General features: G+C 71.1%; 18 protein-coding genes. 9 read left to right on the forward strand and 9 right to left on the reverse strand.

The window, feature by feature from the left end; all coding sequences use genetic code 11:
- The first annotated feature begins 30 nt into the window (after window positions 1–30).
- The 4 genes from ACBJ59_RS29115 (at window position 31) to ACBJ59_RS29130 (ending at window position 4,922) form a co-directional block, all read left to right on the forward strand.
- A complete protein-coding gene (locus ACBJ59_RS29115) occupies window positions 31–1,197 on the forward strand; it encodes a nitrate/nitrite transporter (protein WP_375113398.1) in 1,167 nt (388 codons plus the stop codon).
- Window positions 1,198–1,263: 66 nt separating this feature from the next.
- Window positions 1,264–2,952, forward strand: a complete 1,689-nt coding sequence (locus ACBJ59_RS29120) for an ABC transporter transmembrane domain-containing protein (RefSeq protein ID WP_375113399.1) — start codon at window positions 1,264–1,266, stop codon at window positions 2,950–2,952.
- Between the two features lie 4 nt (window positions 2,953–2,956).
- Window positions 2,957–3,157 (forward strand): hypothetical protein, encoded by a 201-nt coding sequence (locus ACBJ59_RS29125; RefSeq protein WP_375113400.1) that lies wholly within the window; start codon window positions 2,957–2,959, stop codon window positions 3,155–3,157.
- A 7-nt stretch (window positions 3,158–3,164) separates the two neighbouring features.
- Complete coding sequence (locus tag ACBJ59_RS29130; protein ID WP_375113401.1) at window positions 3,165–4,922, forward strand: ABC transporter ATP-binding protein; 1,758 nt, start codon at window positions 3,165–3,167, stop codon at window positions 4,920–4,922.
- Window positions 4,923–5,193: 271 nt separating this feature from the next.
- Here the strand turns inward: ACBJ59_RS29130 and ACBJ59_RS29135 are convergent, their stop codons facing one another.
- Window positions 5,194–6,072 carry an MBL fold metallo-hydrolase gene (locus ACBJ59_RS29135; RefSeq protein ID WP_375113402.1) on the reverse strand — a complete coding sequence of 293 codons (879 nt, stop codon included), beginning with the start codon at window positions 6,070–6,072 and terminating at the stop codon, window positions 5,194–5,196.
- Window positions 6,073–6,136: 64 nt separating this feature from the next.
- Between ACBJ59_RS29135 and ACBJ59_RS29140 the strand changes: the two genes are divergently transcribed.
- Window positions 6,137–6,580, forward strand: a complete 444-nt coding sequence (locus ACBJ59_RS29140; protein ID WP_375113403.1) for a MarR family winged helix-turn-helix transcriptional regulator — start codon at window positions 6,137–6,139, stop codon at window positions 6,578–6,580.
- A gap of 278 nt (window positions 6,581–6,858) precedes the next feature.
- Here the strand turns inward: ACBJ59_RS29140 and ACBJ59_RS29145 are convergent, their stop codons facing one another.
- The gene (locus ACBJ59_RS29145; RefSeq protein ID WP_375113404.1) at window positions 6,859–8,139 is read right to left on the reverse strand and encodes an alpha/beta fold hydrolase; all 1,281 of its coding nucleotides are present in this window, start codon (window positions 8,137–8,139) and stop codon (window positions 6,859–6,861) included.
- 438 nt (window positions 8,140–8,577) lie between these two features.
- The gene (locus tag ACBJ59_RS29150; RefSeq protein WP_375113405.1) at window positions 8,578–10,641 is read right to left on the reverse strand and encodes a prolyl oligopeptidase family serine peptidase; all 2,064 of its coding nucleotides are present in this window, start codon (window positions 10,639–10,641) and stop codon (window positions 8,578–8,580) included.
- A 33-nt stretch (window positions 10,642–10,674) separates the two neighbouring features.
- Between ACBJ59_RS29150 and mshB the strand changes: the two genes are divergently transcribed.
- The 3 genes from mshB to ACBJ59_RS29165 are packed head-to-tail and all read left to right on the forward strand — an operon-like array spanning window position 10,675 to window position 12,520.
- Entirely contained in the window at window positions 10,675–11,580 is a 906-nt protein-coding gene (gene mshB / locus ACBJ59_RS29155) for an N-acetyl-1-D-myo-inositol-2-amino-2-deoxy-alpha-D-glucopyranoside deacetylase (protein WP_375113406.1), read from the forward strand.
- 11 nt (window positions 11,581–11,591) lie between these two features.
- Window positions 11,592–12,008, forward strand: a complete 417-nt coding sequence (locus ACBJ59_RS29160) for a DUF6113 family protein (RefSeq protein WP_375113407.1) — start codon at window positions 11,592–11,594, stop codon at window positions 12,006–12,008.
- Window positions 12,009–12,025: 17 nt separating this feature from the next.
- Window positions 12,026–12,520, forward strand: a complete 495-nt coding sequence (locus ACBJ59_RS29165) for a flavin reductase family protein (RefSeq protein WP_375113408.1) — start codon at window positions 12,026–12,028, stop codon at window positions 12,518–12,520.
- A 179-nt stretch (window positions 12,521–12,699) separates the two neighbouring features.
- On the opposite strand, the gene ACBJ59_RS29170 is transcribed toward ACBJ59_RS29165, so the two are convergent.
- Window positions 12,700–13,635 carry a hypothetical protein gene (locus tag ACBJ59_RS29170; protein ID WP_375113409.1) on the reverse strand — a complete coding sequence of 312 codons (936 nt, stop codon included), beginning with the start codon at window positions 13,633–13,635 and terminating at the stop codon, window positions 12,700–12,702.
- Window positions 13,636–13,710: 75 nt separating this feature from the next.
- Between ACBJ59_RS29170 and ACBJ59_RS29175 the strand changes: the two genes are divergently transcribed.
- A complete protein-coding gene (locus tag ACBJ59_RS29175; protein WP_375113410.1) occupies window positions 13,711–14,133 on the forward strand; it encodes a hypothetical protein in 423 nt (140 codons plus the stop codon).
- Here the strand turns inward: ACBJ59_RS29175 and ACBJ59_RS29180 are convergent.
- From ACBJ59_RS29180 to ACBJ59_RS29200, 5 genes are all read right to left on the reverse strand, one after another.
- On the reverse strand, window positions 14,085–15,038 hold the full coding sequence (locus ACBJ59_RS29180; RefSeq protein WP_375113411.1) for a hypothetical protein: 954 nt from the start codon (window positions 15,036–15,038) through the stop codon (window positions 14,085–14,087). The two genes, ACBJ59_RS29175 and ACBJ59_RS29180, sit on opposite strands and share 49 nt — an antisense overlap.
- 256 nt (window positions 15,039–15,294) lie before the next feature.
- Entirely contained in the window at window positions 15,295–17,781 is a 2,487-nt protein-coding gene (locus tag ACBJ59_RS29185) for a penicillin acylase family protein (RefSeq protein WP_375113509.1), read from the reverse strand.
- 81 nt (window positions 17,782–17,862) lie between these two features.
- On the reverse strand, window positions 17,863–19,233 hold the full coding sequence (gene cysS / locus ACBJ59_RS29190) for a cysteine--tRNA ligase (RefSeq protein ID WP_375113412.1): 1,371 nt from the start codon (window positions 19,231–19,233) through the stop codon (window positions 17,863–17,865).
- A 20-nt stretch (window positions 19,234–19,253) separates the two neighbouring features.
- Window positions 19,254–21,098 carry a sigma factor-like helix-turn-helix DNA-binding protein gene (locus ACBJ59_RS29195; protein ID WP_375113413.1) on the reverse strand — a complete coding sequence of 615 codons (1,845 nt, stop codon included), beginning with the start codon at window positions 21,096–21,098 and terminating at the stop codon, window positions 19,254–19,256.
- 48 nt (window positions 21,099–21,146) lie between these two features.
- A complete protein-coding gene (locus ACBJ59_RS29200) occupies window positions 21,147–22,967 on the reverse strand; it encodes a UvrD-helicase domain-containing protein (protein WP_375113414.1) in 1,821 nt (606 codons plus the stop codon).
- Window positions 22,968–22,969 lie beyond the last annotated feature (2 nt).

Below are 22,969 nucleotides of genomic sequence, written 5' to 3' on the forward strand. Positions count from 1 at the left end.
CAGAAGGTGACCACCTGTTACACAGGGTGTATGTCTGAGCTTCGTAAAGGTCAGGTGCGGAACCTGGCTCTGGCCACGGCGGCGTTCGCCGTGACGTTCTGGGCCTGGAACCTCATCGGGCCCCTGTCAGGGAGCTACAGCAGGCAACTGGGCCTGTCGCCGACGCAGACATCGCTGCTGGTGGCGATCCCGGTGCTGGTCGGCTCGCTGGGGCGGATCCCGGTGGGGGTGCTGGCCGACAGGCTCGGCGGGCGGCGCATGTTCGCGATCATCTGTTTCGTGTCGATCGTGCCGGTCCTGTTCGTCGGCTGGTCGGACTCGTACGGCTGGCTGCTGTTCTGGGGGTTCCTGCTGGGCATCCCCGGCACGTCGTTCGCGATCGGGATCCCGTTCGTGAACGCCTGGTACGAGCCCGCCCGGCGGGGTTTCGCCACCGGCGTGTTCGGGGCGGGCATGGGCGGCACGGCGCTGTCGGCGTTCTTCACGCCGCGCGTGGTCGAGGAGTTCGGGCGGCCGGCCGCGCACATCCTCATGGCGGCGATGCTGGCGCTGATGGGTGTGATCATGATGGGCGGCAGCCGGGACTCGCCCGCCTGGTCGCCCGCGACCTCCCCCGCCCTGCCCAGGATGCGGGCGGCCACGAAGATCAAGGCGACCTGGCAGTGCGCCTTCCTGTACGCGGTGGCGTTCGGCGGGTTCGTGGCGTTCTCCACGTACCTGCCGACGCTGCTGCAGAACGTCTACCACTTCGTCCAGACCGACGCCGGGCTGCGCACGGCCGGGTTCTCGATCGCGGCCGTGCTGTCCAGGCCGCTCGGCGGCACGCTCTCCGACCGGATCGGGGCGGTCAGGGTGCTGCTGATCTCGTTCGGCGGCACCGTGCTGATGGCGCTCGTGCTGGCGTTCAAGCCGCCGGTCGAGGTGCCTGCCGGGGTGAGCTTCGTGCTCATGGCGTTCTTCCTGGGGCTGGGCACGGGCGGGGTGTTCGCGTTGGTGGCCCGGCTGGTCGAGGCGTCCAGGGTGGGGACGGTGGCCGGGCTGGTGGGGGCGGCCGGCGGGCTCGGGGGATACTTCCCGCCGCTGGTGATGGGGGCGGTGTACACGGCCACCGGGGCGTACACGATTGGTTACCTGTTGCTGGCGGTGACGGCGGCGGTGGCGCTGGTGTACACGCTGCGGGCATTTCGCACGCTGTAGGGGTGGCCCGTGTTCAGGGAAAATGGTTTGCCGGGCCGGGGGGTGCCTTGTCAAGGTTGTCAGGCTATGCGCTCCCTTCCTGAAGCCGATCCCGGCGTGCCCGACATACGCAGCCCTCTTCGTTTCCTGTGGTGGAACGCGGGGCGGCAGGCGTCATCCCTTCTCGCGGGCATCGGCTTCGCCACCCTGTGGTGGCTGGTGCAGGCCCTGATGCCGGCCGTGCTGGGGAAGGGCATCGAGGCCGTCACCGCCAAGGACACCGGGGCGCTGTGGCTGTGGGCGGCGATCCTGTTCGGGCTCGGCCTGATCCAGGCGTTCACCGGGGTCATGCGGCACCGGATGGCCGTCTACAACTGGCTGGCCGCCGCCTACCGCACCGTGCAGCTCACCGCCCGCCAGGCCACCAGGCTCGGCGCCACGCTGCCGAAACGGCTCTCGACCGGCGAGGTCGTCAGCGTCGGCAACTCCGACATCGCCCACATCGGCAGCTCCATGGACATCCTGCTGCGCGGCACCGGCGCGATCGTGGCCATCGTCACCGTCACCGTGATCCTCATCTCCACCTCGCTGCCGCTCGGACTGCTGGTGCTGTTCGGGGTGCCGCTCATGGCCCTCGCCGTCGGCCCGCTGCTGCGGCCGCTGCACGGACGGCAGCGCGCGCAGCGCGAGCTGTCCGGCGAGCTGTCCACCAGGGCCGCCGACATCGTGGCGGGTCTGCGGGTGCTGCGCGGGATCGGCGGGGAGCAGGTGTTCTCCGAGCGCTACCGTGAAGAGTCGCAGCGCGTGCGCCGGGCCGGGGTGCGGGTGGCCGGGGTCGAGTCGGTGCTCGAAGGCGCCCAGATCGTGCTGCCGGGGCTGCTCATCGCGATCGTCACCGGCGTCGGCGCCACCTTCGCCGTCGCCGGTGAGATCCCCACCGGGCAGCTCGTCGCCTTCTACCTGTACGCGGTGTTCCTCATCGGGCCCATGCGTACGCTCACCGAGGCCGCCGACAAGCTCACCAAGGGCCATGTCGCGGCCGGGCGGGTGATCCGGATCCTGTCCATCGAGCCCGAGATCACCGGCGGCACGGGGGGCAGCGAGGGCGGAGTGCTGCGCGACTCGTACAGCGGTGTCACGCTCCAACCCGGCTCGCTCACCGCCGTCGCCGCCGGCACTCCCGAGGAGGCCATCGCCATCGCCGACCGCCTCGGCCGCTACGCCGACGGCGACGTCACCTTCGGCGCCGAGGAGCTGCGTACGCTGCCGCTCGACCAGGTCCGCTCTCGGATCCTGGTCGCCGACAACGGCGCCCGGCTGTTCAACGGCCGGCTCCGCGACGAGCTGGACGTACGCGGGAAGGCCGACGGCGACCAGATCCGCGACGCCCTGCACGCCGCCTGCGCCACCGACATCGTCGAGGCCCTGCCCGAGGGGCTCGACGCCCAGGTGGCCGAGGCGGGGCGGGAGTTCTCCGGCGGGCAGCAGCAGCGGCTGCGCCTAGCCAGGGCGCTGCTGGCCGACCCGGAGGTGCTCATCCTGGTCGAGCCGACCAGCGCCGTCGACGCCCACAGCGAGGCCCGCATCGCCGAGCGGCTGGTCAAGGCCCGCGCCGGCCAGACCACCATGATCTGCACGACCAGCCCGTTGGTGCTCGATCGGGCCGAGCATGTGATCTATGTCGAGGGCGGGCGGGTGCTGGCGGAGGGGACTCATCGGCAGTTGCTGGACAGTTCGCCCGAATACGCGGCGACCGTGACGCGCGGGGAGGACTGACGTGATGACCCGCGCGGTGAGGACCGACCTGATGACCCGCGCCGCCCTCGCGGTGGGCGGTTCCGTCGTGACCCCTCACTTCCCTGGGGCGGGTTTCGTCGAGACCGCCACTGACTTCGCGGGGGCGGGTTTCTTCGCGACCGCCCCTGGCTTCCCGGCGGTGGGCTTCGTGGTGACCGCCTCTGACTGTTCGGCGGAGGACTGAGAGAGCCATGGCCCGTGAGATCCTGCCGGTCGCCGACCGGAAACAAGTGCGTGCCTACGCCAGACGGCTGACCCTGAAATATCCGCGCCGGCTCGCCTTCACCCTGCTCCTGCACGGCCTGGCCGCCGTCGCCGGGCTGGTCGTGCCGTGGCAGCTCGGCGAGCTGGTCCAGGACGTCCAGTACGGCGCCGAGGTCAACGTCGCCGTCGTGGCCGCCGCCATCGGCGGGTTCCTGCTGCTGCAGGGCGTCCTCATGCGGTACGCCGTGCTGGCCTCGGCCAGGCTGGGCGAGAAGGTGCTCGCCGAGCTGCGCGAGGAGTTCGTGGACCGGGTGCTCGGCCTGCCGCTGTCCACCGTCGAGCGGGCCGGGTCCGGTGACCTCATCACCAGGACCTCCCGCGACGTGGACGCGCTGTCGCGCACCGTGCGGCACGCCGTGCCCGAGACGCTGATCGCCATGGTCACCTTCGTGATCACGATCGGCGCGATGCTGCTGGTCAGCCCGCTGCTCATGCTGCCGATGCTGGCGGCGGGGCCGGTGATCTACATCTCCACCCGCAGGTACCTGCGACGGGCGCGCGACGGCTACCTCCGCGAGAACGCCGCCTACGCCGACGTGACCGAGGGCCTGGCCGAGACCGTCGAGGGCGCCCGGGCCGTGGAGGCGCTGGGGCTGCGGGAGCGGCGGTGGGCGCGTACGGACGGGGACATCGCCCGGTCGTTCGCGGCCGAGCGGTACACCCTCGGCCTCCGCACCCGGTGGTATCCCGCCGTCGAACTGGGCTACGTGATCCCGGTGGTGGCCGCGCTGCTGGTCGGCGGGCTGTTCTACGCCAGTGACTGGGTGACGCTCGCCCAGGTGGCCACCGCCACGCTCTATGCGCAGCAGCTCATCGACCCGCTGGACCGGTTCCTGATGTGGATCGACGAGTTGCAGGTGGGCGGGGCTTCGATGGCCCGGCTGCTGGGGGTGGCCAACGTACCCGACGATCGGGTGGCCTCTTCGGAGCGGCCCACCGGGGAACTGCTGGAGGCGTCCGGGGTCCGGTACGCGTACCGGGAGGGGCGGGACGTGCTGCACGGCGTGTCGCTGACCGTCCAGCCCGGTGAGCGGCTGGCCATGGTGGGGCCGTCGGGGGCCGGGAAGTCCACGCTGGGGCGGTTGCTGGCCGGGATCCACGGGCCGCGTACCGGGGCGGTGACCGTGGGCGGGGTGCCCCTGGTGGACCTGCCGCTGGACGACCTGCGCGGGCACGTCGCGCTGGTCACCCAGGAGCACCACGTGTTCAAGGGGTCGCTGCGGGACAACCTGCTGATCGCCCGTCCCGACGCCTCCGACACCGCCGTCCTGAAGGCGCTGGAGGCGGTGGACGCGCTGGACTGGGTGCGGGGGCTGCCCTCGGGGCTGGAGACCGAGGTGGGGTCGGGCGGGCTCGCGGTGTCGCCCGCGCAGGCCCAGCAACTCGCCCTCGCCCGCCTGGTGCTCGCCGACCCCCACACCCTGGTGCTCGACGAGGCCACCTCGCTCATCGACCCCCGGGCCGCCCGGCACCTGGAACGCTCACTGGCCGCCGTCCTGGAGGGCCGGACGGTGATCGCCATCGCGCACCGCCTGTACACGGCACACGACGCCGACCGGGTGGCCGTGGTGGAGGACGGGCGGATCACCGAGCTGGGGTCGCATGAGGACCTGGTGGCGGAGGGGGGCTCGTACGCGGCCCTCTGGGGCAGCTGGCACGGCACCCCAACCCCCACCCGCTCCTGACACCTCACCTCATCCGCTCCTGACCCACCCCCAACCACGCTCCTCACCCAGGGGTTGCGGCGGGGGTGGGTGGGCGTGGTCAGGCCACGGGGTGGGGGTTGGAGTGGTCAGGCCACGGGGTGGGATCGGGGGCGCTCGGGCCACGGGTGGGGAGGCAGCCCATTGGGGCGGAGCGGTCAGGCCACGGAGTGGGGTGGGGGCGGTCAGGCGACGGGTGGGGAGGCAGCCCATTGGGGCGGAGCGGTCAGGCCACGGAGTGGGGTGGGGGCGGTCAGGCGACGGGGTGCCACGTTGGGCCGTCGGCGGTAGTGTCCACGCGGCCGAACGCCACGTCGGCGAAGTGCACGCCGAAGCCGAGCGTGTTCGGTTCCTGCAGTTCCTGGACCAGCCGGCGCCGGTGCACGGCTGATTCGGCGGAGTCCAGGTCTGAGCCTGCCGACCACTCCGGGTGGCGGATCTGGACGGCGGAGTGGAGGGCGTCGCCGAACGCGATCAGGCGCCGGCCGCCGGACTCGATCGTGTAGCTCGCGTGACCGACCGTGTGGCCCGGGGTGAGCAGCAGGCGCACCCCCGGGAAGATCTCCTCGCCGTTCGTGACCGTGCGCGCCCGGGTCGCCAGCGTGGCGAGCATCTCCTCAGTCGTGCCGTGTGCGGTGCTCAAATGACGTTGTGACCATTCGGGCTCGGAGAACAGGTAGTCGGCCCCGGTGAAGGCGGGCCGGTCGCTGTCCGGTGCGGGGTGGTAGGCCCAGCCCAGGTGGTCGATGTGCAGGTGGGTGAAGGCCACTGCTTCGATGTCCTCCGGGCGGCGGCCAAGCTTGGCGAGGTTGTCCAGCAGGTCGCCCCCGCGCAGGGCGCCGATCAGCGGATTGCCTGGATCGTCGGGCAGCGACACGGGGCCCACACCGACGTCGATCATCAGGGCTCTCTCGCCGTGCTCGACGAGCAGCCCCCCGATCGTGGCCACCAGGTTTCCTCCGTCGTCGAGGAAGGCGGCGTTGTCCTCCCAGTCCCGCTCGGTCGCGGCGGGCAGCCACCCGTACGGCTTCAGCTTCACCACCCCATCGGGCACGTAGCTGAGCTTGAGGTCTCCCAGCTGGAGCGACCGGATGGGGGACGGGCGGTTGAGGCGCTCTTCGTAGGTGCTCATGCGAGGAACTTACAACTAGAACTATTCAAGCTGCAAATATGATGACTTGAGGTAATCTGACCGTATGACGTCGTCGTTCGAGGGTTCTCTTGCCGAAGCGGAGGCCCAGGCCATCGCCGAGCGGAACCTGTGTGGGCTGGTCAGCGCGTTGTCCAGACAGATCGAGGGACACGTCCGGGAACGGGCGGCGGCACTGGACCTGACCGCACCCCAGGCGACCGCGCTGCGCGAGCTCACCGGGCCGTTGACCATGCGCGACCTGGCCGATCGGATGGGATGCGAGCCGTCCAACGCCACGTTCGTGGTTGACCGGCTGGAGGAGCAGGGCATCGTCGAACGCCGGCCGCACCCGACCGACCGCCGGGCCAAGCAACTCGTCCTGACTCCCCAGGGTGTCGCGCTCCGCGAGCGGTTGATCGAGAAGCTCACGGAGGGCTCGCCGATGGCCGGGCTCACCCCGCAGGAGCAGACCACTCTGCAAGAGTTGCTCCAGCGCGCATTGCATTGAGGTGCTGTGGCCCGCCGCTGGTCCAAGGTCAGTCAGTCCTAGTATCGGCACGGTCCGCCGGTCCTAATACCGGCACGTCCTCTGTCAGTGCAGGTTTGGTGATGGTGGAGGTTCGGTGGTCCCTGCACTAGGGGTGTGGGTGTTGGTGGGCGATCTCCGAGCTCAGGATGGTGCCGGGGCGGAGCTGGCCGTTCCGGGACTGGTGGTGTGGGTGTTGGTGGGTCGGTTCCGGGACTGGTGGTGTGGGTCTTGGGGTCAGTGGGTGAGTCTGCGGGGGGTCAGCACGGGGTTTTTGGTTCTGGCAGGGTGCGGTCGGTGAAGTAGCGGTTGATGTGGTCGCGGGCGCAGGTGTTGACTCCGTAGAGGGTGTGTCCGGGGCCGTCGTGGTGGATGGTGACGCTGCCCGGCACCTGGGACAGCACGCGGGCCACCGCATCCGACTCGCCCCACGCGCCTACTCCGAGCAACGAAGGCAGGTTTTTGGGGAGGGCGGCGGGTGGGTTGGTTACCGGAACCGGCCAGCCGATGCAGTTGAGGGTCCCTACGGCGATGGTGTTGGCGGTGCCCGTGATGGGGGCGATCTTGCGTAGGCGGCTGATCAACGCGGTCATTTCCTTGCGGTTGGCGAAGCGGGGCCAGTCAGTGCATTCCGTGACGCCGGTGGCCTGGTCGGGGTAGCGGCCGCCACGAGCAGGGACGAAGTCGGAGGCGTCGCCCTTGCTTGCCTTGCGGATCGCGCCGGCCAACTTGGGCCAGGCCGGGGCGCCCTGGCGGGCGAGGGCCAGGGCGAAGGACTGGAGGTCGCGGGCCTTGTAGGCGACGTTTGCTGTTGTGGTGGGAATCGGGGTGCGGTCGGCCCGGGCGACGAGCGCACGCCAGAGTACGGGCACGTCCGCGCAGGCGTTGGAGGCGCACCAGGTGAAGAAGCGCCGCATCATCTGGTCGTTGATCTTGGCCGTCTCCTCCAGCTCGCGTCGCCAGTCGGTGGCGCTGTGGTTCCAGGTGCCGTCGAGCACCATCGTGCGGACCCGGTCAGGGAAGAGGCGGGCGTAGGCCTGGCCGTAGAAGCCGGCGTAGGAGGCGCCGTAGTAGTTGAGCTTGTCCTCGCCGAGGGCCTTCCTGATCGCCTCCATGTCCCTGGCCTGGTCGGCCGAGCTCATGTTGGCGAACAGCTCGGGGTCCTTGAGGCGGCAGGCTTCGGCGTAGCCTCGGTTGGCGTCGGACAGGCGGCCGAAGTCGGCGTCGTCCCTCGGGAAGTCGGCGATGGGGATGCGGGTCCAGGTGCACGGCAGGCCCGTGCTGAGACCTTGGAACTGCTCGCTGCCGTAGCCGCGGGTGTCCCACGTGATGAGGTCCATCTGCTTTCGGCGCAGATCGGCCCACCAGGCGGAGAGGGATTGGGTCAGGGAGATGCCCGGGCCGCCGGGGCCGCCATAGGCCACCAGGACCGAGCCTGTTGAGGTACCGGTGGTCGCCTTCAGACGGCCCACCTTAAGGGTGATCTTGCGGCCGGTGGGTTTCTGCCAGTCCACGGGGACCTGGAGGTCGGCGCAGTCCATGCCGATCTTGTCGTTGGGGCATGGTTCCCATTTCAGGGTGGATGGCGAGAGCGTTGCAGGGCCTGTGGTTGCGGCTACGGCCGGCGCGGGGTTCAGGGCTGCTGCGCTGAGCAGGACCAAGACGATGGTGAGGGGCTTGGTGATGGTGAGGGGCTTCGGCATGGCGTTCACGATGCCGGAGCTGGTGGTGGGATCGCGTCGGACCTGGGTTTGGTTTTCGGGGGTGGCGGGTCGGACCAGGGGTTGACAGACCGTGGCTTGATGGTCGCGGGTGTTCGGTGGTGCCCGGGTGCTTGGCCAACGCCATGGGATGTCCGTCCCTGCGGGCGCGGCAGTGGGACCCAGGCGTCGGTGCGGGGTGGACGGGGCGGTGCGGGGAAGGCGGGGGTGCCGGTGGATGTCTCCGGCAAGCCCCGCCGCCCTCTGACGGCCGCGGGCTCAGCCCAGGGATCGCTTGAGGAAGTCCACCTGGAGCAGGAGCAGGTTCTCCGCCACGACCTCCTGCGGCGTCATGTGGGTTACGCCCGACAGCGGCAGCACGCTGTGCGCGCGCCCGGCCGCGAGGAGGGCCGAGGACAGGCGGAGCGTGTGGGCGGCCACGACGTTGTCGTCCGCCAGGCCGTGGATCAGCAGCAACGGGCGTTCGAGCTTGGCCGCGTCCGCGAACAGCGAGGACTTCTCATAGACCTCCGGCTGCTGGTCGGGGTGGCCGAGGTAGCGCTCCGTGTAGCAGGTGTCGTACAGGCGCCAGTCCGTCACCGGCGCGCCCGCCACCGCCGCGTGGAACACGTCGGGACGGCGCAGCACCGCGAGGGCGGCCAGGAAACCGCCGAACGACCAGCCGCGGATGGCCACCCGCGTCAGGTCGAGGTCGTCGGGATATTGCTCGGCCACCCCTTGCAGGGCGTCGATCTGGTCGTCGAGCGCGGGGGTCGCGAGGTCGTTGAGCACGGCGCGCTCGAAGTCGGTGCCCCGGCCGGGGGTGCCGCGGCCGTCGGCGACGATGACGGCGAAGCCCTGCTCGGCGAACCACTGGCTCTCCAGGAACGCGCCGCGCCGGTTGAGCACCCGCTGCGCGTGCGGCCCGCCGTACGGGTCCATCAGCACCGGCAGCCGGCCCGACCCCTGTTCGTACCAGGAAGGCAGCACCACGGCGGTGGCCAGCTCGCGGCGGCCGGAACGGCCGATCGAGACCCGCAGGTCGAGGCCGGGACGCTCGGCGAACGACGGGATCGGCACCGCCATGCCGTCACGTCGTACGACCGTGGTCGAGACGCCCTCGGCGTCGAGGCTCTGCTCGGTGAGCACGCCCACCCCGCCCGACATCCGCCCCGAGAACACCCCGGAACGGGTCGAGACAGGCAGCAGTGAATGCCCGTCCCAGGTCCACAGGTGGATCTCGGTCGGGTCGCCGCTCGCGCTGAACAGCACGCTGTCGTGGTCGACGTCGAGCACGGCCCGCACCTGCAGCGTCGGGGGCGTGACCGCGCGGTCGCCCACGAACAGCCGGTGACCGCCCTCGGAGTTGGCCACCCACACCAGCGAACCGTCGTCGAGGTGCGCGGGCACGCCGCCGGTGATGTCGACCCAGGCGGGGTCGGTGTCCTCGCGCACCAGCGTGGACGCGCCCGTCGCCGGATCGACCGTGAACAGCCGCATCGTCCGCTGGTCGCGGGTCAGCGTCACGATCGACAGCGCGTGGGAGTCCCAGGCCGCCGTGGCGAGGTATTCCTCGGAGTACGGCACCGCCACCCGCGACCCGTCGAGCCCCAGCACGAACAGCTCGGTGGCCGCGTTGGGAGTCCCGGCGGCCGGATAGCGCTGGGCCACGGGCGGACGGTCGGGGTTGGCCGGGTCGGCGATGTGCCACACGTGCACGGGGGCGTCGTCGGCGCGCTCGGCCAGGAGCGCGTCGCTCTCCGGCGCCCACCAGTAGCCGCGCATCCGGTCCATCTCCTCGGCGGCGATGAACTCGGCCAGCCCGTACGTCACCGTCTCCGACTCCGGCTCGGCCAGCGCACGATCCACGCCCGAGCCCAGGTCCTGGACGCGCAGGGCGCCACCCGTGACGTAGGCGACATGCCGCCCGTCGGGGGACAACCGGGGATCGATGACCGCACCCGGCGTGTCGAGCCTGCGCGCTTCCCCGCCCGCCAGGTCGATCACGTAGAGCCCGCCGGACAGGGCGAAACAGACCCTGGTCAGATCGGAGTCGGCGGCGAAGGCGACCACGCCGCCGGCCGCCTCGCGGCTGCGCTCGCGCCTGGCCCGCTCCTCCGGCGGCAGGTCCTCCTCGGAGGCGTGCAGCGTGCGCGGGTCGACGACCAGGCGCTCGACATGCGTCTCCGTGTCGAGCTCCCACAGGCAGGTCACCGGGTCGGTGCCCGACTTCGTCCGCAGGAACACCACCCGGCCGCCGTCCGGGGAGATCGTGAAGCCTCTGGGCACTCCCAGCGTGAACCGGCGGGTCCTGGCAGACAGTCGTGGGAAGCTCTCGCTCATGGCCTCAATCCTGCCATTGCTACGCTCGTGGGCATGACTGATCGACGGCTGCTGCTCGTGCACGCCCACCCGGACGACGAGTCGATCGGCACCGGCGCGACCATGGCGAAATACGTGGCGGAGGGCGCCCACGTCACGCTCGTGACCTGCACGCTGGGCGAGGAGGGGGAGATCATCCCCGGCGACCTCGCGCACCTGGCCGCCGACCAGGACGACGCCCTGGGCCCCTACCGGATCGGCGAGCTCGCCGCCGCCTGCCAGGCCCTCGGCGTCGAGGACCACCGCTTCCTGGGCGGCCCCGGCCGCTGGCGGGACTCCGGCATGATGGGGGTGGCCACCAACGAGCACCCGAAGGCGTTCTGGCGCGCCGACCTCGACGAGGCGGCGGGCGAGCTGGTCAAGGTCATCCGCGAGGTACGCCCGCAGGTCCTCGTCACGTACGACGACAACGGCTTCTACGGCCACCCCGACCACATCCAGGCGCACCGCGTTTCGCGCAGAGCGTTCGAGCTGGCCGCGAAACCGGACTTCGGCGAGGGCGAGCCCTGGCAGATCGCGAAGTTCTACCACACGGCGGTCGCCAGGTCCGTCATGCGGCGCGCGGCGGAGGCGCTGCTGGAGGCCGACGTCGACTTCATCACCGAGAACGTCGACGACGTGCAGTTCGGCAGCGAGGACGAGGACATCACCACCGAGATCGACGCCCGCCCCTGGATCGGGAACAAGCTGGAGGCCATGCGCGCGCACGCCACCCAGATCAGCGTGGAGGCGCCGTGGTTCGCGCTGTCCAACAACATCGGCCAGGAGGTGCTGGCCGTCGAGCACTACACGCTGGCCATCGGCGTGCCCGGCCCGCCGGTGCCCGGACCGCCCGTCGAGGCCGGGGGGCTCGGTGAGCCGCACAACCGCGAGAACGATCTCTTCGCGGGCATCCACTAATCTCGTACGACATGGAACATCGCAGCCAGGCCGAGTCGGCGCTGGCCGGGGCGGCGTACGGCATGCTGTTCGTCCTGGGCGTCGTCATGGGGATCGTGGGCGGGTTCACGCATCCCGTGTGGCAGCCCGGGCCGATCCCGGGCTCGGCGGTCGTCTGGGTGCTGGTGCTGTTCGGCGTGTGCCTGGGGGCGGGCAAGCTGATGCGCGCCCGGCTCGGGGCCATGGCGGCGGCGCTCGGGTGGCTGCTGGTGACGATGCCGTTCACGCTGGAGCTCCAGGCGGGGGACCTGGTGATCGCCCACGGCGCCGCCGGTTATGTCTACCTGTACGGAGGGTTGGTGGGCCTCGTCGTGGCCTATCTGCTTTCGCCCTCGTCAAGAGGTGGATCATGGCTCCTGCACGGGTACCCTCCGAAGAATCCGACGTAGCGGCATAAAGTAGCTAGGTGCATTCCATCGAGCGGCACGTGGACCCGGGAACATACCGCAAGGTCGTCGGCCGCTTCGCCACCGGAGTCGCGATCGTGACGACCAGGCTGGGCGACGTCGACCACGCGATGACGGTCAACTCCTTCACCTCCGTCTCCCTCGAACCGCTGCTCGTGCTGTTCTGCGCGGAGAAGCTGGCCCGGTTCCACGACGCGGTGCTGGAGGCCGGGGTGTGGGGGGTGTCGGTGCTGCCCGCCTCGATGGAGGACGCCTCGCGGTTCTTCGCCCATCGGGGGCGCCCCCTGAACGGGCAACTCGCCACGTGGGCGCACCATCGGGGTGAGTCGGGGGTGGCGCTGTTCGACGGGGCGATCGCCACCGTGGAGGCCGCGACGTCGGCGGTGCACGACGGTGGTGACCACTCGATCGTGGTGGGCGAGGTGACCGCGCTGGACATTCCGGCGGACGGGGCGCCGCTGCTCTATCACGAGGGCCGCTACAAGTCCCTCTGACCCGCGCCGGGCCACTGCGGCAGGACCCTCTTGGTCGCGCCGGGTCCGCCGGCCGCATGCCGGACCCTCTGGCTCGGTAGGGCCGCTGGAGGGCCGTCGGAGGGCCGTTCGAGGCTGTGCGGCAGGCGTGGATCGGGCCAGGCGCCTGGCCTGGCCCGATCAGCTGCCGTGTCCCGGGCTTACTGCGCGGGAGGGGTGACCGTTTCCGACGGTGTGGTCGTCGGGGTCTCGGTCGGCACGCTCGTGTCCGTCGGCGTCGGGGTCTCCGTGGGAAGTTCCGTGGGAGGCTCCTCGGACGGTGGCGGACAGGTGGGGATCTCCGTGGGGGTCACCGTGGGCGACACGGTGTCCGTCGGAGGGTCGGTGGGGGTGTCGGTCGGGGTTTCCGTCGGGGTGTCGGTCACGGTGCCCGTCGGCGTGGGCGTCGGGGTCTCCGTGACGGTGGGTGTCACGCTCTCGGTCGGGGAGACAGTCGGGGAAACGGTTTCGGTCGGCGACACGGTGCCGGTGGGTTCTTCGGACGGCGGGAGGGTGTCCGTCGGCTCCACGAAGGGCTGACAGGTGAACGTCTCCGTGACCGTCGGGCCGGGCTCAGTGACGGTGACCGTGGGACCTGGTTCGGTCACCGTGACCGTCTCTCGTACGGTGACGGTCGGCAGGGGCGCCATGGCGGCGGCGGCCTGCCCTCTCTTCTTGTACGTGCCCCAGCCCAGCCGGGCCGTCGTGCTTCCTTCGCCACCGAGCACCGTGAGCTCCACGCTCGCGGTCTTGCACGATCTCTTCTTGCACACCCTCTGCTTGACGTTGAAGAGGGCCGCTCCCTCGTAGGTGACGGAGACGTTCAGATAGGAAACGCCTCTTCTCTTGACCACCCGCGTCTCGGCGGTGTACTCCCCGTTCGTGGGGCTCGCCGTCGGCGTGGGGGTCTCGGTCGGGGACGGCGACGTCGTGGGGGGCGGCGACGTGGTCGGGTCGCCGGCTAACGCCACTCGCGCGTTGAGAGGAGTGTCAGTGAATCGTAGGGGATCGGTCGCTGACGTCTGGGTGATCGCGACTCCGCCGGCTCCTGCCAGTGCAACGGTGCCGAGCAGCGCGCCCAGGATGGAGAATCTCATAATCCTGCTCTTGTGGGAGATTTCAGGACGGGGATCATTATTCCGACTTGTCAAGATTGGTCAAGACTGAGACGCATGGACAGGCGCTTCTGGTTCCGGCGTGCGGCGAACTACATCAATCTTTCGACGCCGCTCGGTTTGCTGATCGCGATCGTCGGTGGCGCGACCAGGCAGCCCGGTCCGAACGGGCTCGTCCTGGCCTTCGGCTACCGCTACCGCTTCCCCGTCGCGGGGGCGTTCACGGTCGGGAACGTCGTCCTGACCAGGAGAGACTCGCTGGACGAGCAGCTCATCCGCCATGAGGGGCGACACGCCACGCAGTGGGCGTGGTGCGTCGGGCTGCCCATGTTGCCGCTCTATCTGGCGGCCATGCTCGCCTCGGTGATCGTCTGTGGCCATCAGGCTTCGTACAACGTCTTCGAGCGACTCGCGGGTCTGGATGACGGCGGCTATCCCCGGCAGCCGGTGTGGTGGCGGCGGCCGAGGAGCGATCGCTGACCAGCGGGCTGGATCCGGCCCAGGACGAGGGTGGCGATGGCCAGGCCCGAAATGGCGCCGGCGCAGAGGACCGAGGCGGTGGACGCGGACACGGGGGTGAGGCCGGCCACGGCGAGGGCCGAGACGGCCGTGGCTGAGGTCACGTAGGTCCACGTCGCCAGCCGCACCATCCGCAGCCGCTGGGGCTCTGAGAGCGACGTGTGGGCCAGGAGCCAGGCCAGGGCGGGTAGGAGCAGGACGCCGTGCATGAAGACCGCGTGCGCGGGCTTCAGCGCCACGGCCACCGTGTACGCGAGCCGCCGGTGGCCTGTCATGACCTCCACCACTCCCCGCGCGATCATGATGCCCCCGAAGGTCACGGCGACGAGGAGGGTGGCGAAACCCGCCCGCACGGCCGATCGCATGCTCGGCACGAGGCCCAGGCCGGGCTCGGACCGGGCGTCGAGTCGACTGTCGGACCAGCGGCCGGGGTTGGGGCGGACGTCGGGGTTGGCGGTGGGGTTGGCGGTGGGGTTGGGGCGGAAGGCGGCGATGGTCATGGTGACGGCGATGGCGATGAGGACGCCGCCGCCCGCCGCCAGGCTCCTCGCGACGGTCGTGTCGAAGGCGGTCTCCATGTTGAAGTGTGATGGCACGCCCCGCCACGCCTGGAGGGAGATCAGCGCCACCTCCACCGTCGAGGCCACCGCGAACGCGCCCACCAGCCACGCGCGGGCGCGCACCCGGACGAAGCCGGCGACCCAGGTCAGCGTCAGCACGCTCAGCCCGAACGAGACGCCGAACGTGAACGGCTTGCGCCACGACACCGCGCCCTCCCACGGCCCGCCGTCCACGACGAACACGCCCAGGTGAACGAGGCCCGCGAGCACCAGCAGGACTCCGACGGCATACCAGAGGCGATTCATGGCGCCATGCTGGCAGCCGGGCCGCGGCGGGCGCGTCGGACGAGGGTCTGGATCGCGGCTACAACTCTGGTCGTAGGTTGAGGAGCACCGGCCTGAGCCCGAGCGCCGACCCCGGGTCGTACCCGCAGGCAGACAGCCTGAAGGCGGGCGGTGACCCCGGTCGTACGGTCAGGGTGCCGGCCTGAGGGCGGGCGGTGACGCCGGTCGTACGGTCAGGGTGCCGGCCTGAGGGCGGGCGGTGACGCCGGTCGTACGGTCAGGGGGCCAGCCTGAGCGTGTGCACCGCCGCCTTCTTGACCGACTCCTCCTTCGAGTACATGGGCAGCAGCTCGCCCCTGGCCCAGACCTCCGCCTGGTCCCAGTAGTTGGCGTGGAAGGCATGCCCAGAGGCGCCCGTCAGGTTGATCCACCGCGACTTGTCCAGGTCCCCGAGATCGACGATCATGCGCATCGACGGCACGGCGGTGATCTCGTAGCCGGTCTGAACGTTCCAACCCGTGGCGTTCACGGCGTCCTTGCCACCGGGCACCGAGAGCGGCCCCCGGTTGAACAGCGCCTCGACCGGCTCGATGCCCGAGGTCCCGAGCGAGCCGTTGACCAGCTCCAACCGGTGCAGGTCACCCCAGCGCCACGCCTTGACGTCCTCGCCCAGCAGGTCGGCGACCTCCTGGTGCGCCGAGGCCATCGCCTGGCGCAGGATGTCGTCGCGGGTCTCCTTGAGGTTCGCGGTGGTGACGTCGTCCCAGAACGGGTCCTCCGGGGCCTCCAGCAGCCGCCTGACGACCTCGTACCAGCGGTCCCCGCCCGTGGGCCGGGCCGACTCCGGCAGGTCGTCGTTGAACGTCAGCACGAGCACCTGGCGCCAGACGGCGTTGAAGTACGCCGCCGCGGCCGAGCCCAGGTCCTGCCGCCGGTCCCACGTCTTCAGCAGCTGCCTGGCCTGCCCGGCGGGGCCCGCCAGGTCGACCCGCATCAGGGCCGGGACCAGCGTCTCCGCGAACCCGTTGTAGGTGTCCTGCTGGATCCGCGACATCGCGGCCGCGTCGATCGGGCCCTTCTTGATGGCTTCCTTGACGAGGGTGCGGATGCGCTCGGAGCGGTAGCCGTACGACCAGTCCTTGGTCAGCAGGGGCCGGTAGCGGTTCGGGTCGATGACGGCGTTGTTCGCCGTGACGATGAAGCCGTCGGCCGGATCCTCGACGGAGGGGAGCTGGTCGTACGGGATGGGCGCGGTCCGCCAGTCGTACTCGCCCGTCCAGCCGGGGACCGGGAAGGTACCGTCGCCGTTCACCCGTACGGGGATGCGCCCGGGAGCCTGGTAGCCGATCTTGCCGCTTGTGTCCGCGTAGATGAGGTTCTGCGAGGGGACCTCGAACAGCGCCGCGGCGGCCTTGAACTCCCCCCAGTCGCCCGCCCGGTTCAGCGCGAAGATGGCGTCGGCCGTCCGGCCGGGCGTCAGCGCCGTCCACTGCAGCGCCACCGCGTTGGCCTCGCCGCTGGGTCGTACGCTGCCGATCACCTCGTTGACCAGCGGCCCGTGCCGCGTGCTCTTGACCGTGATCGTGACCGGGGCGCCGCCCGCCACCTTGATCTGCTCCTGCCGGGTCTCCAGCGGGATCCGCTCGCCCCTGTACAGGTACGTGTCCCCCTCCACCTGCTCCAGGAAGAGGTCGGCCACGTCGGGCCCCAGGTTCGTGAACCCCCACGCGATCTTGTCCGTGTGCCCGATGATCACCCCGGGCACCCCGGAGAAGGTGAACCCGGTCACGTCGTACGGGCACTCCTCCGTGACCTTCCGGCAGTGCAGCCCCGCCTGGTACCAGACGGACGGCATCTGCGCCGACAGGTGCGGGTCGTTGGCCAGGAGCGGCTTGCCGCCCGCGGTGTACTCGCCGGAGATCACCCACGAGTTCGACCCGACGCCGTCGCGGTCGGCGGTGCTCATCGTGCTCGGCACGGCCGCCAGCGTCTTGGCGGCCTGGGCGAGTACCTGGTTCGCGGGAAGCCGGGGCTCGGCCCGCTGGTTGAAGCGGCCCTGGTCGAGAGTGCCCTCGTTGACGATCGGGAGGTGGCGGTCGAAGGGGTAGCCGGGGTAGAGCTGCTCGACCCGCTCCCTGGGCAGCTTGGTCAGCGCGAGGGCGCGGTCGATCTCGTCCTCCACGTTGGAGCGCAGGTCCCATGCCATGGCCTTCAGCCACGCCAGGGAGTCGACCGCGGTCCACTTCTCCGGCGTGCCGCCGCCGCCCTGGAGCTTCAGCACCGAGTATTCGAGGCTGCGGTCGGAGGCGTTCGGGTTGGCGCTGAGCCAGGCGTTCACACCCTTGGCGTACGCGTTCAGGTAGTCCTGGGTCTGCTTGGCCAGCTCGGGCAGCTCCTGCTCGGCCACCCTGCGCCAGCCCATGGTCCGCAGGGCCTTGTCGTTGTCCAGCGTGGCCTTGCCGAACAGCTCGGAGAGGCGTCCGGCGGTCGTGTGGCGGCGGAAGTCCATCTCGTAGAAGCGGTCCTGGGCGTGGACGAACCCCTGCGCCATGAACAGGTCCGCCGAGCTGTCGGCGTAGATGTGCGGAATTCCTGATTTATCACGATAAATCTCCACGCTCCCCGTCAGCCCGGGTAACCGCAGCGACCCGTCCATCTGAGGGAACGACTTCCGCACCGTGTACACGAGAACCCCGGCCAGCACGAGAGCCAGCGCGACCAAGACGGTCAACACCCGAGCGAACCACCGCAACGGCCACGGCATCCACGCATAGGGCCTCACCGCCACCTCCTTGTGCCGAACTGGCATCAAGTCTGGCAGTTCGCGATCACTGCTCGGTCCCGCTCAGACCCAGGTCTGACCCTCCGGCGTGTCCGACACCCGCACCCCCAGCTCGGCCAGCTCGTCCCGCAGCCGGTCCGCCGCCGCCCAGTCGTGCGCCTCCCGCGCCCGGGCCCGCGCCTCCAGCAGCTCCCCGGCCCCGGCCGGCAGCACCGGCGTCTTCCCGATCTCCGTGGACAGGTCGAGCCCGAGCACCTGGTCGAGGTGCAGGAACGTCTCGAACTTGGCCCCGGGCGCCACCGACTCGTCCCGCTCCAGCTCCCGCAGGATCCGCAGCGCCGCCGGGGTGTCCAGGTCGTCGTCGAAGGCCGCCTCCACCCGCTCGGCGTGGGCCTGGGACATGGGCGCGCTGACCGACTCCGACCATTCGGCCACCCGCGCCCGCCACCTGCGCACCGTGCGGTCGGCGGCGCGCAGCGTGTCCCACGTCAGGTTCAGCTGCTGGCGGTAGCGGTGCTCCAGGAACGCCATCCGCACGGCCAGCGGGTCGAGCCCGGCGTCGGCCACGTCGGACAGCAGCACCACGTTCCCCGTGGACTTGGCCATCTTGCGCCCGTCGAACAGCAGGTGCTCCCCGTGCACCCAGTGCCGCACCACCTCGTGCCCGGCCGCCGAGTCGGACTGGGCCCGCTCGTCCTCGTGGTGCGGGAAGCGCAGGTCGATCCCGCCGGTGTGGATGTCGAAGCGCGGGCCGAGGAAGCGCAGCGACATGGCCGAGCACTCCACGTGCCACCCGGGGAACCCCCGCCCCCACGGCGTCTCCCAGGTCAGCTCGCCCTCGCCGGGCTTCCACAGGGCCCAGTCGGCGTGGAAGCGCTTGCGCGGGTCGACGGCCTCGATGCGGTGGGCGGGCTTGAGCGCCTCGAGGCGGTTCCCGGAGATCTCGCCGTACGTCGGGAACGTGCGTACGTCGAAGAACACCGACCCGTCCGGCACCGTGTACGCGTGCCCCCGCTCGATCAGCTTGGCGATCAGTTCGATCATCAGGTCGACGGTCTCGCTGGCCCGCGGCGTGTGCTCGGGCGGCCGCAGGTTGAGCGTGGCGGCGTCGCTCGTGAAGGCGTCCTCGTAGAAGCGCGCCAGCTCCAGCGGCGAGCGCCCCTCGGCCCTGGCCTGCGCAAGGACCTTGTCCTCGCCCTCGTCGTCGGAGGAGTCGTCGACGAGATGGCCGACGTCGGTGATGTTCCGGCAGGCCAGGACCCGCACCCGCCGTCGCTCCAGGACCCGTCTGATCAGGTCGGACAGCAGGTAGGTGCGCAGGTTGCCCACGTGGGCGCGGCGATAGACCGTCGGCCCGCACGTGTACATCCGCAGCGCCCGCCCGGCGGCGATCTCCTCGACCTGCCGGGCACGCGTGTCGTAGATCCGCAACATCTCCCGAGCTTAGCCCGGCGTCATCCGCCCAGGAAACCGAGTATGTCCCGGTCACCGCGCTCGCGCAGCCTGCCGAGGATCTCCTCGCGGGTGGCCGTGTCGGGCAGCCCGATCCTGGCGCCGATCAGCCGCAGCCCCTCGATCTCCGAGCTGACGGGCGCGGTGTAGCCGAACAGGTAGAGCGCCCGGTTGATGGGTGGCATCCCGACGGGCGCGGCCGGCAGGTAGCGGGTCAGCAGCTCGCCGCCGTCCGACACGGTCAGGAAGACGTGGTCGCCCTCGTTCGCCTTGTAGTCCGCCAGCACGTTGCGGATCGACCCCATGGTGGGCTGGTTGTGCCAGCTGATCACCACGTCGCCGGAGGGCGCGGAGGCCGTGAGCTGCCCGCCGGGCGCCATCCCCAGGTACGCCGCGAACCCCGTCGGCAGCGGCGACCCGGAGCCGCGCAGGTGCTCGGCGTTCACGTCCACCCGGTGCCACCAGCGGCCGTCGCGGGAGCGGAAGCTGCGCCGGGTCTCCGAGACGTCCTTGCGCGGCTGGTACGGCTCCACCTCACCGCTCGGCGACGTGCCCGCCACCCGGATCCAGCCCCGCTGCGTGCGCTCGAACCCGGGCCCGCCGGAGTAGGCCCGGACCGAGCTCTCGCTCACGTCGTAGCGGGAGGTCAGGTTCGTCACGATCGTGCTCACCGACGCCTCGCCGCCGGCCCGCTCGATCTCCCTGGCGATCATCTCCCTGATCCCCAGGTACTCGTCGCCGCCCCACCTGGTCAGGCCGTACTTGTTGCGGTCGACCCGGCGGAAGCGCTCGTCGGCGGTCAGCTGGTTGCGGATGCCGACCAGGCTGTAGTCCTCGCCGATGCGCTCCTGGATCTCCTCGGGCGACAGCGGCGTGCCCGCCACCGCCAGCACCGCCTCGGCCTTCTCGTTGATGCTGCGCGGCCACGGCACCACGTGCTGGCCCAGCACGCGCAGCTGCGGCACGGCCAGGATCCACCGCTCGGCCACGTCCTCGCGCACGCCGAGCTGGGCCACCATGGCCACCGCCTCGCCGAGCGGGCGCGGCCCGTCGGAGAAGAGCTGGCGGGTCTTCTCCCTCAGCTCGTCGGCCCCGCCCGCCACGAGCCACCCGTCGGCCTGGTCGTAACCGGTCAGCAGCGTACGCACGAACCGCCACGCCGGGATCCCCAGCGTGCGCAGCTCGCCGCGGTGCCACGGCACGGCGGCCTGCAGGTCGTCGGCCGGCACCGCCGAGCCCAGCCGCCCGCGTAGCCACGTCACATGGGCCACCAGGCCGGCCGCCTCGGGCTTGCCGAGCCAGGCCTCCACGTGGTCGCGCAGGTCGCGCTCGATCTGCCTGATCCGCTCCCGCGTCACCGAGAACCGCTGGGCCAGCTCGTCCAGCGTGGCCCGCTGCGTCGCGTACAGCCGGTCGCGGGCGATGGCCCGCTGCCGGTCGTCCAATGCCCCGAACAGCTCGTCGATCAGCTCGGGCAGCGGCCGGTCCGGCCGGGACGGCGCGGGGACGGACTCGGGCACGGGCTCGAGCAGCCGTTCGAACACGCCGCTGAACAGCTTCTGCACCACGTCCTTGCCCAGGCTCTCCGGCGTCCGCTCGGACTCGGCGGGGTCGGAGAAACGCAGCAGCGGCAGGATGTCGCCGAGCATCAGATGTCCCCAGCAGGCCACGGCCAGTTCGGCCAGACGGCCTGCCACGGTCTGCGTCCCGACGATGGCACACGCGCGGTCGAGAGGGATCGCCTGCCACCAGGCCTCGGGCAGCTGGGGCTCCTCCACGATCGGCGCGATCTGACCAGGGGGGGTCCAGCGCAGGGGTGGCGCGAGGTCGCTCAGGCTGAGGTTCATTGAGGTCCAACCGGCAAAGGGAAGATATCCGCAGTTCAGACTATGTGATCAGAGGGGTAGAAACGGGCTGCCTCTTCCGGAATGGGAGATATAGAGCATCGAGCGGGCCCGGGTGCAGGCGACGAACAGTATGCTCCGTTCACGCTGCAGGGCACGAGCCCGGGCGTACGGTTCCTCCGGCGGCGGCTCGGGCACCACGCCCTCCGCCACGCCGATGAGCGCCACCCGCTCGAACTCGAGTCCCTTCAGCTGCTGGAAGGTCGACACCCGCACGTCCAGCCCGTCGAGCACCCGCTTGGCGTCGCGGACCAGCCGCTGGTTGCGGGCCCCGACCGCCATCTCGCCGGGGGCCACGCCGTCGGCCAGCCAGGCGTCGACGGTGGCGCGCAGCCCGGCCAGCTCCGCCTCCGCGGTGTCGTACGCCCTGACGACCGGCCGCTCGCCGTTGTGCGTCGCGCTGAAGCCGTACATGTCGGTGGCGCCCCTGACCAGGCCGGTCGAAGGGCCGCCGCCGCGCAGGCGGACGACGAAGGACAGCAGCTCCTGGGGCAGGCGGTAGGAGAGCCCGAGCGTGTGCTGATCGGCGGGGATGCCGACCGCGCCGAGCGCCACCCGGGTGTCGGTGACGCGCTGGTGCGGGTCGCCGACGACGAACAGGTCGTCGCGCGCTCGCGGCACCGCCGCGCGCAGCAGCCGCCACTGCGCCGGGCTGATGTCCTGCGCCTCGTCCACGACCACGTGACGGTACGGCTTGAGCCCCGGATCCACATCGTCGAGCAGGTCACCCGTCGAGATCGACAACAACCGGAGGGCGTCGTCCGTCAGCTGGGCCAGCGAGCGGGCCCCCGGGCCGACCAGCACCGGGCGGCGGCCCTCGGAGTCGGCCACGATCCGCAGGGCCAGGCGTTCGGCGTTGTCCACCTCGACCCGCTTGCGTACGACCTCGTCCTCGATCAGCAGGTCCAGCTTCGCCGACAGCTCCTCGGCCAGGCTCTGCGAGAACGTCACCAGCAGCACGGGCCCGGCGCCGCGCGCGGCCAGGTGGGCGGCCCGGTGCAGGGCGACGACGGTCTTGCCGGTGCCCGCGCCGCCCACGACCAGGACCGGCTGCTCGTACCTGGCGGCCCTGGCCAGCCGGTGCTGCGGCGGGTGCAGGAACGTGCACCAGTCCGGCGACCGCAGCACCCGGTCGAGCGCCACCTTGTCGGGGACGAACACCGCGCGGTCCGGGCTGCGCCGCAGCGCCGCGTACAGGTCCTCGGGGTCGATCGGGCCGGTCTCCTCGTCGGACGCGCGCCAGGCGTCCAGCTCCCGCCACGCCTCCGCCAGCGTGCCGCCGCGGGCCAGCACGGCCAGGGGGACGTACTGGGTCGGCGGGAGCAGCGGTTCGAGCGCGGCGACGTCGGCCTCGGTCGTGATCAGCCGGAACAGCGGCAGCGCGTGCCCGTCGAGGCCCAGCCCGAGCAGGTCGCCGTCGCAGATCGGGTCGAACAGCCGCGAGGGCCGCACCGACCTGCGTAATGCGGGCTCCACCCGCTCCAGGGCGGCGGCGTCCCACTCCTCGACGACGCCGATCGCGGGGTTGACGGCGTACCGGTGGCGGCGGGCGTACGACCAGGCCTCGGCGTCCGGCAGCACCGTGCGCAACCAGTACACGTCCCGCTGCCGCACCACCACCCCGCGGTGCCCGTCCGCCAGGCGCAGGGTCGCGACCCGCGGGTCCCTGGCGCCCCTGACCCGCTCGGGGTGCGGGGCGCCGGACACGTTCAGCAGGAACCGGCGCAGCGCGACCACGGCGTCCCTGCGCACCGGCTGGGCCAGTGCGCTGAGCTCCCTGGGGAACTCGGGGCCGATCGCGAGCCGCGGCACCG

The organism is Nonomuraea sp. MTCD27 (assembly GCF_041950495.1).
Taxonomy (GTDB): Bacteria; Actinomycetota; Actinomycetes; order Streptosporangiales; family Streptosporangiaceae; genus Nonomuraea.

Coding starts and splice junctions, on each gene's coding strand:
- ACBJ59_RS29115 (WP_375113398.1), top strand. CDS start 31: ATGTCTGAGCTTCGTAAAGGTCAGGTGCGGAACCTGGCTCTGGCCACG.
- ACBJ59_RS29120 (WP_375113399.1), top strand. CDS start 1,264: ATGCGCTCCCTTCCTGAAGCCGATCCCGGCGTGCCCGACATACGCAGC.
- ACBJ59_RS29125 (WP_375113400.1), top strand. CDS start 2,957: ATGACCCGCGCGGTGAGGACCGACCTGATGACCCGCGCCGCCCTCGCG.
- ACBJ59_RS29130 (WP_375113401.1), top strand. CDS start 3,165: ATGGCCCGTGAGATCCTGCCGGTCGCCGACCGGAAACAAGTGCGTGCC.
- ACBJ59_RS29135 (WP_375113402.1), bottom strand. CDS start 6,072: ATGAGCACCTACGAAGAGCGCCTCAACCGCCCGTCCCCCATCCGGTCG.
- ACBJ59_RS29140 (WP_375113403.1), top strand. CDS start 6,137: ATGACGTCGTCGTTCGAGGGTTCTCTTGCCGAAGCGGAGGCCCAGGCC.
- ACBJ59_RS29145 (WP_375113404.1), bottom strand. CDS start 8,139: ATGGACTGCGCCGACCTCCAGGTCCCCGTGGACTGGCAGAAACCCACC.
- ACBJ59_RS29150 (WP_375113405.1), bottom strand. CDS start 10,641: ATGAGCGAGAGCTTCCCACGACTGTCTGCCAGGACCCGCCGGTTCACG.
- mshB (WP_375113406.1), top strand. CDS start 10,675: ATGACTGATCGACGGCTGCTGCTCGTGCACGCCCACCCGGACGACGAG.
- ACBJ59_RS29160 (WP_375113407.1), top strand. CDS start 11,592: ATGGAACATCGCAGCCAGGCCGAGTCGGCGCTGGCCGGGGCGGCGTAC.
- ACBJ59_RS29170 (WP_375113409.1), bottom strand. CDS start 13,635: ATGAGATTCTCCATCCTGGGCGCGCTGCTCGGCACCGTTGCACTGGCA.
- ACBJ59_RS29175 (WP_375113410.1), top strand. CDS start 13,711: ATGGACAGGCGCTTCTGGTTCCGGCGTGCGGCGAACTACATCAATCTT.
- ACBJ59_RS29180 (WP_375113411.1), bottom strand. CDS start 15,038: ATGAATCGCCTCTGGTATGCCGTCGGAGTCCTGCTGGTGCTCGCGGGC.
- ACBJ59_RS29185 (WP_375113509.1), bottom strand. CDS start 17,781: ATGCCGTGGCCGTTGCGGTGGTTCGCTCGGGTGTTGACCGTCTTGGTC.
- cysS (WP_375113412.1), bottom strand. CDS start 19,233: ATGTTGCGGATCTACGACACGCGTGCCCGGCAGGTCGAGGAGATCGCC.
- ACBJ59_RS29195 (WP_375113413.1), bottom strand. CDS start 21,098: ATGAACCTCAGCCTGAGCGACCTCGCGCCACCCCTGCGCTGGACCCCC.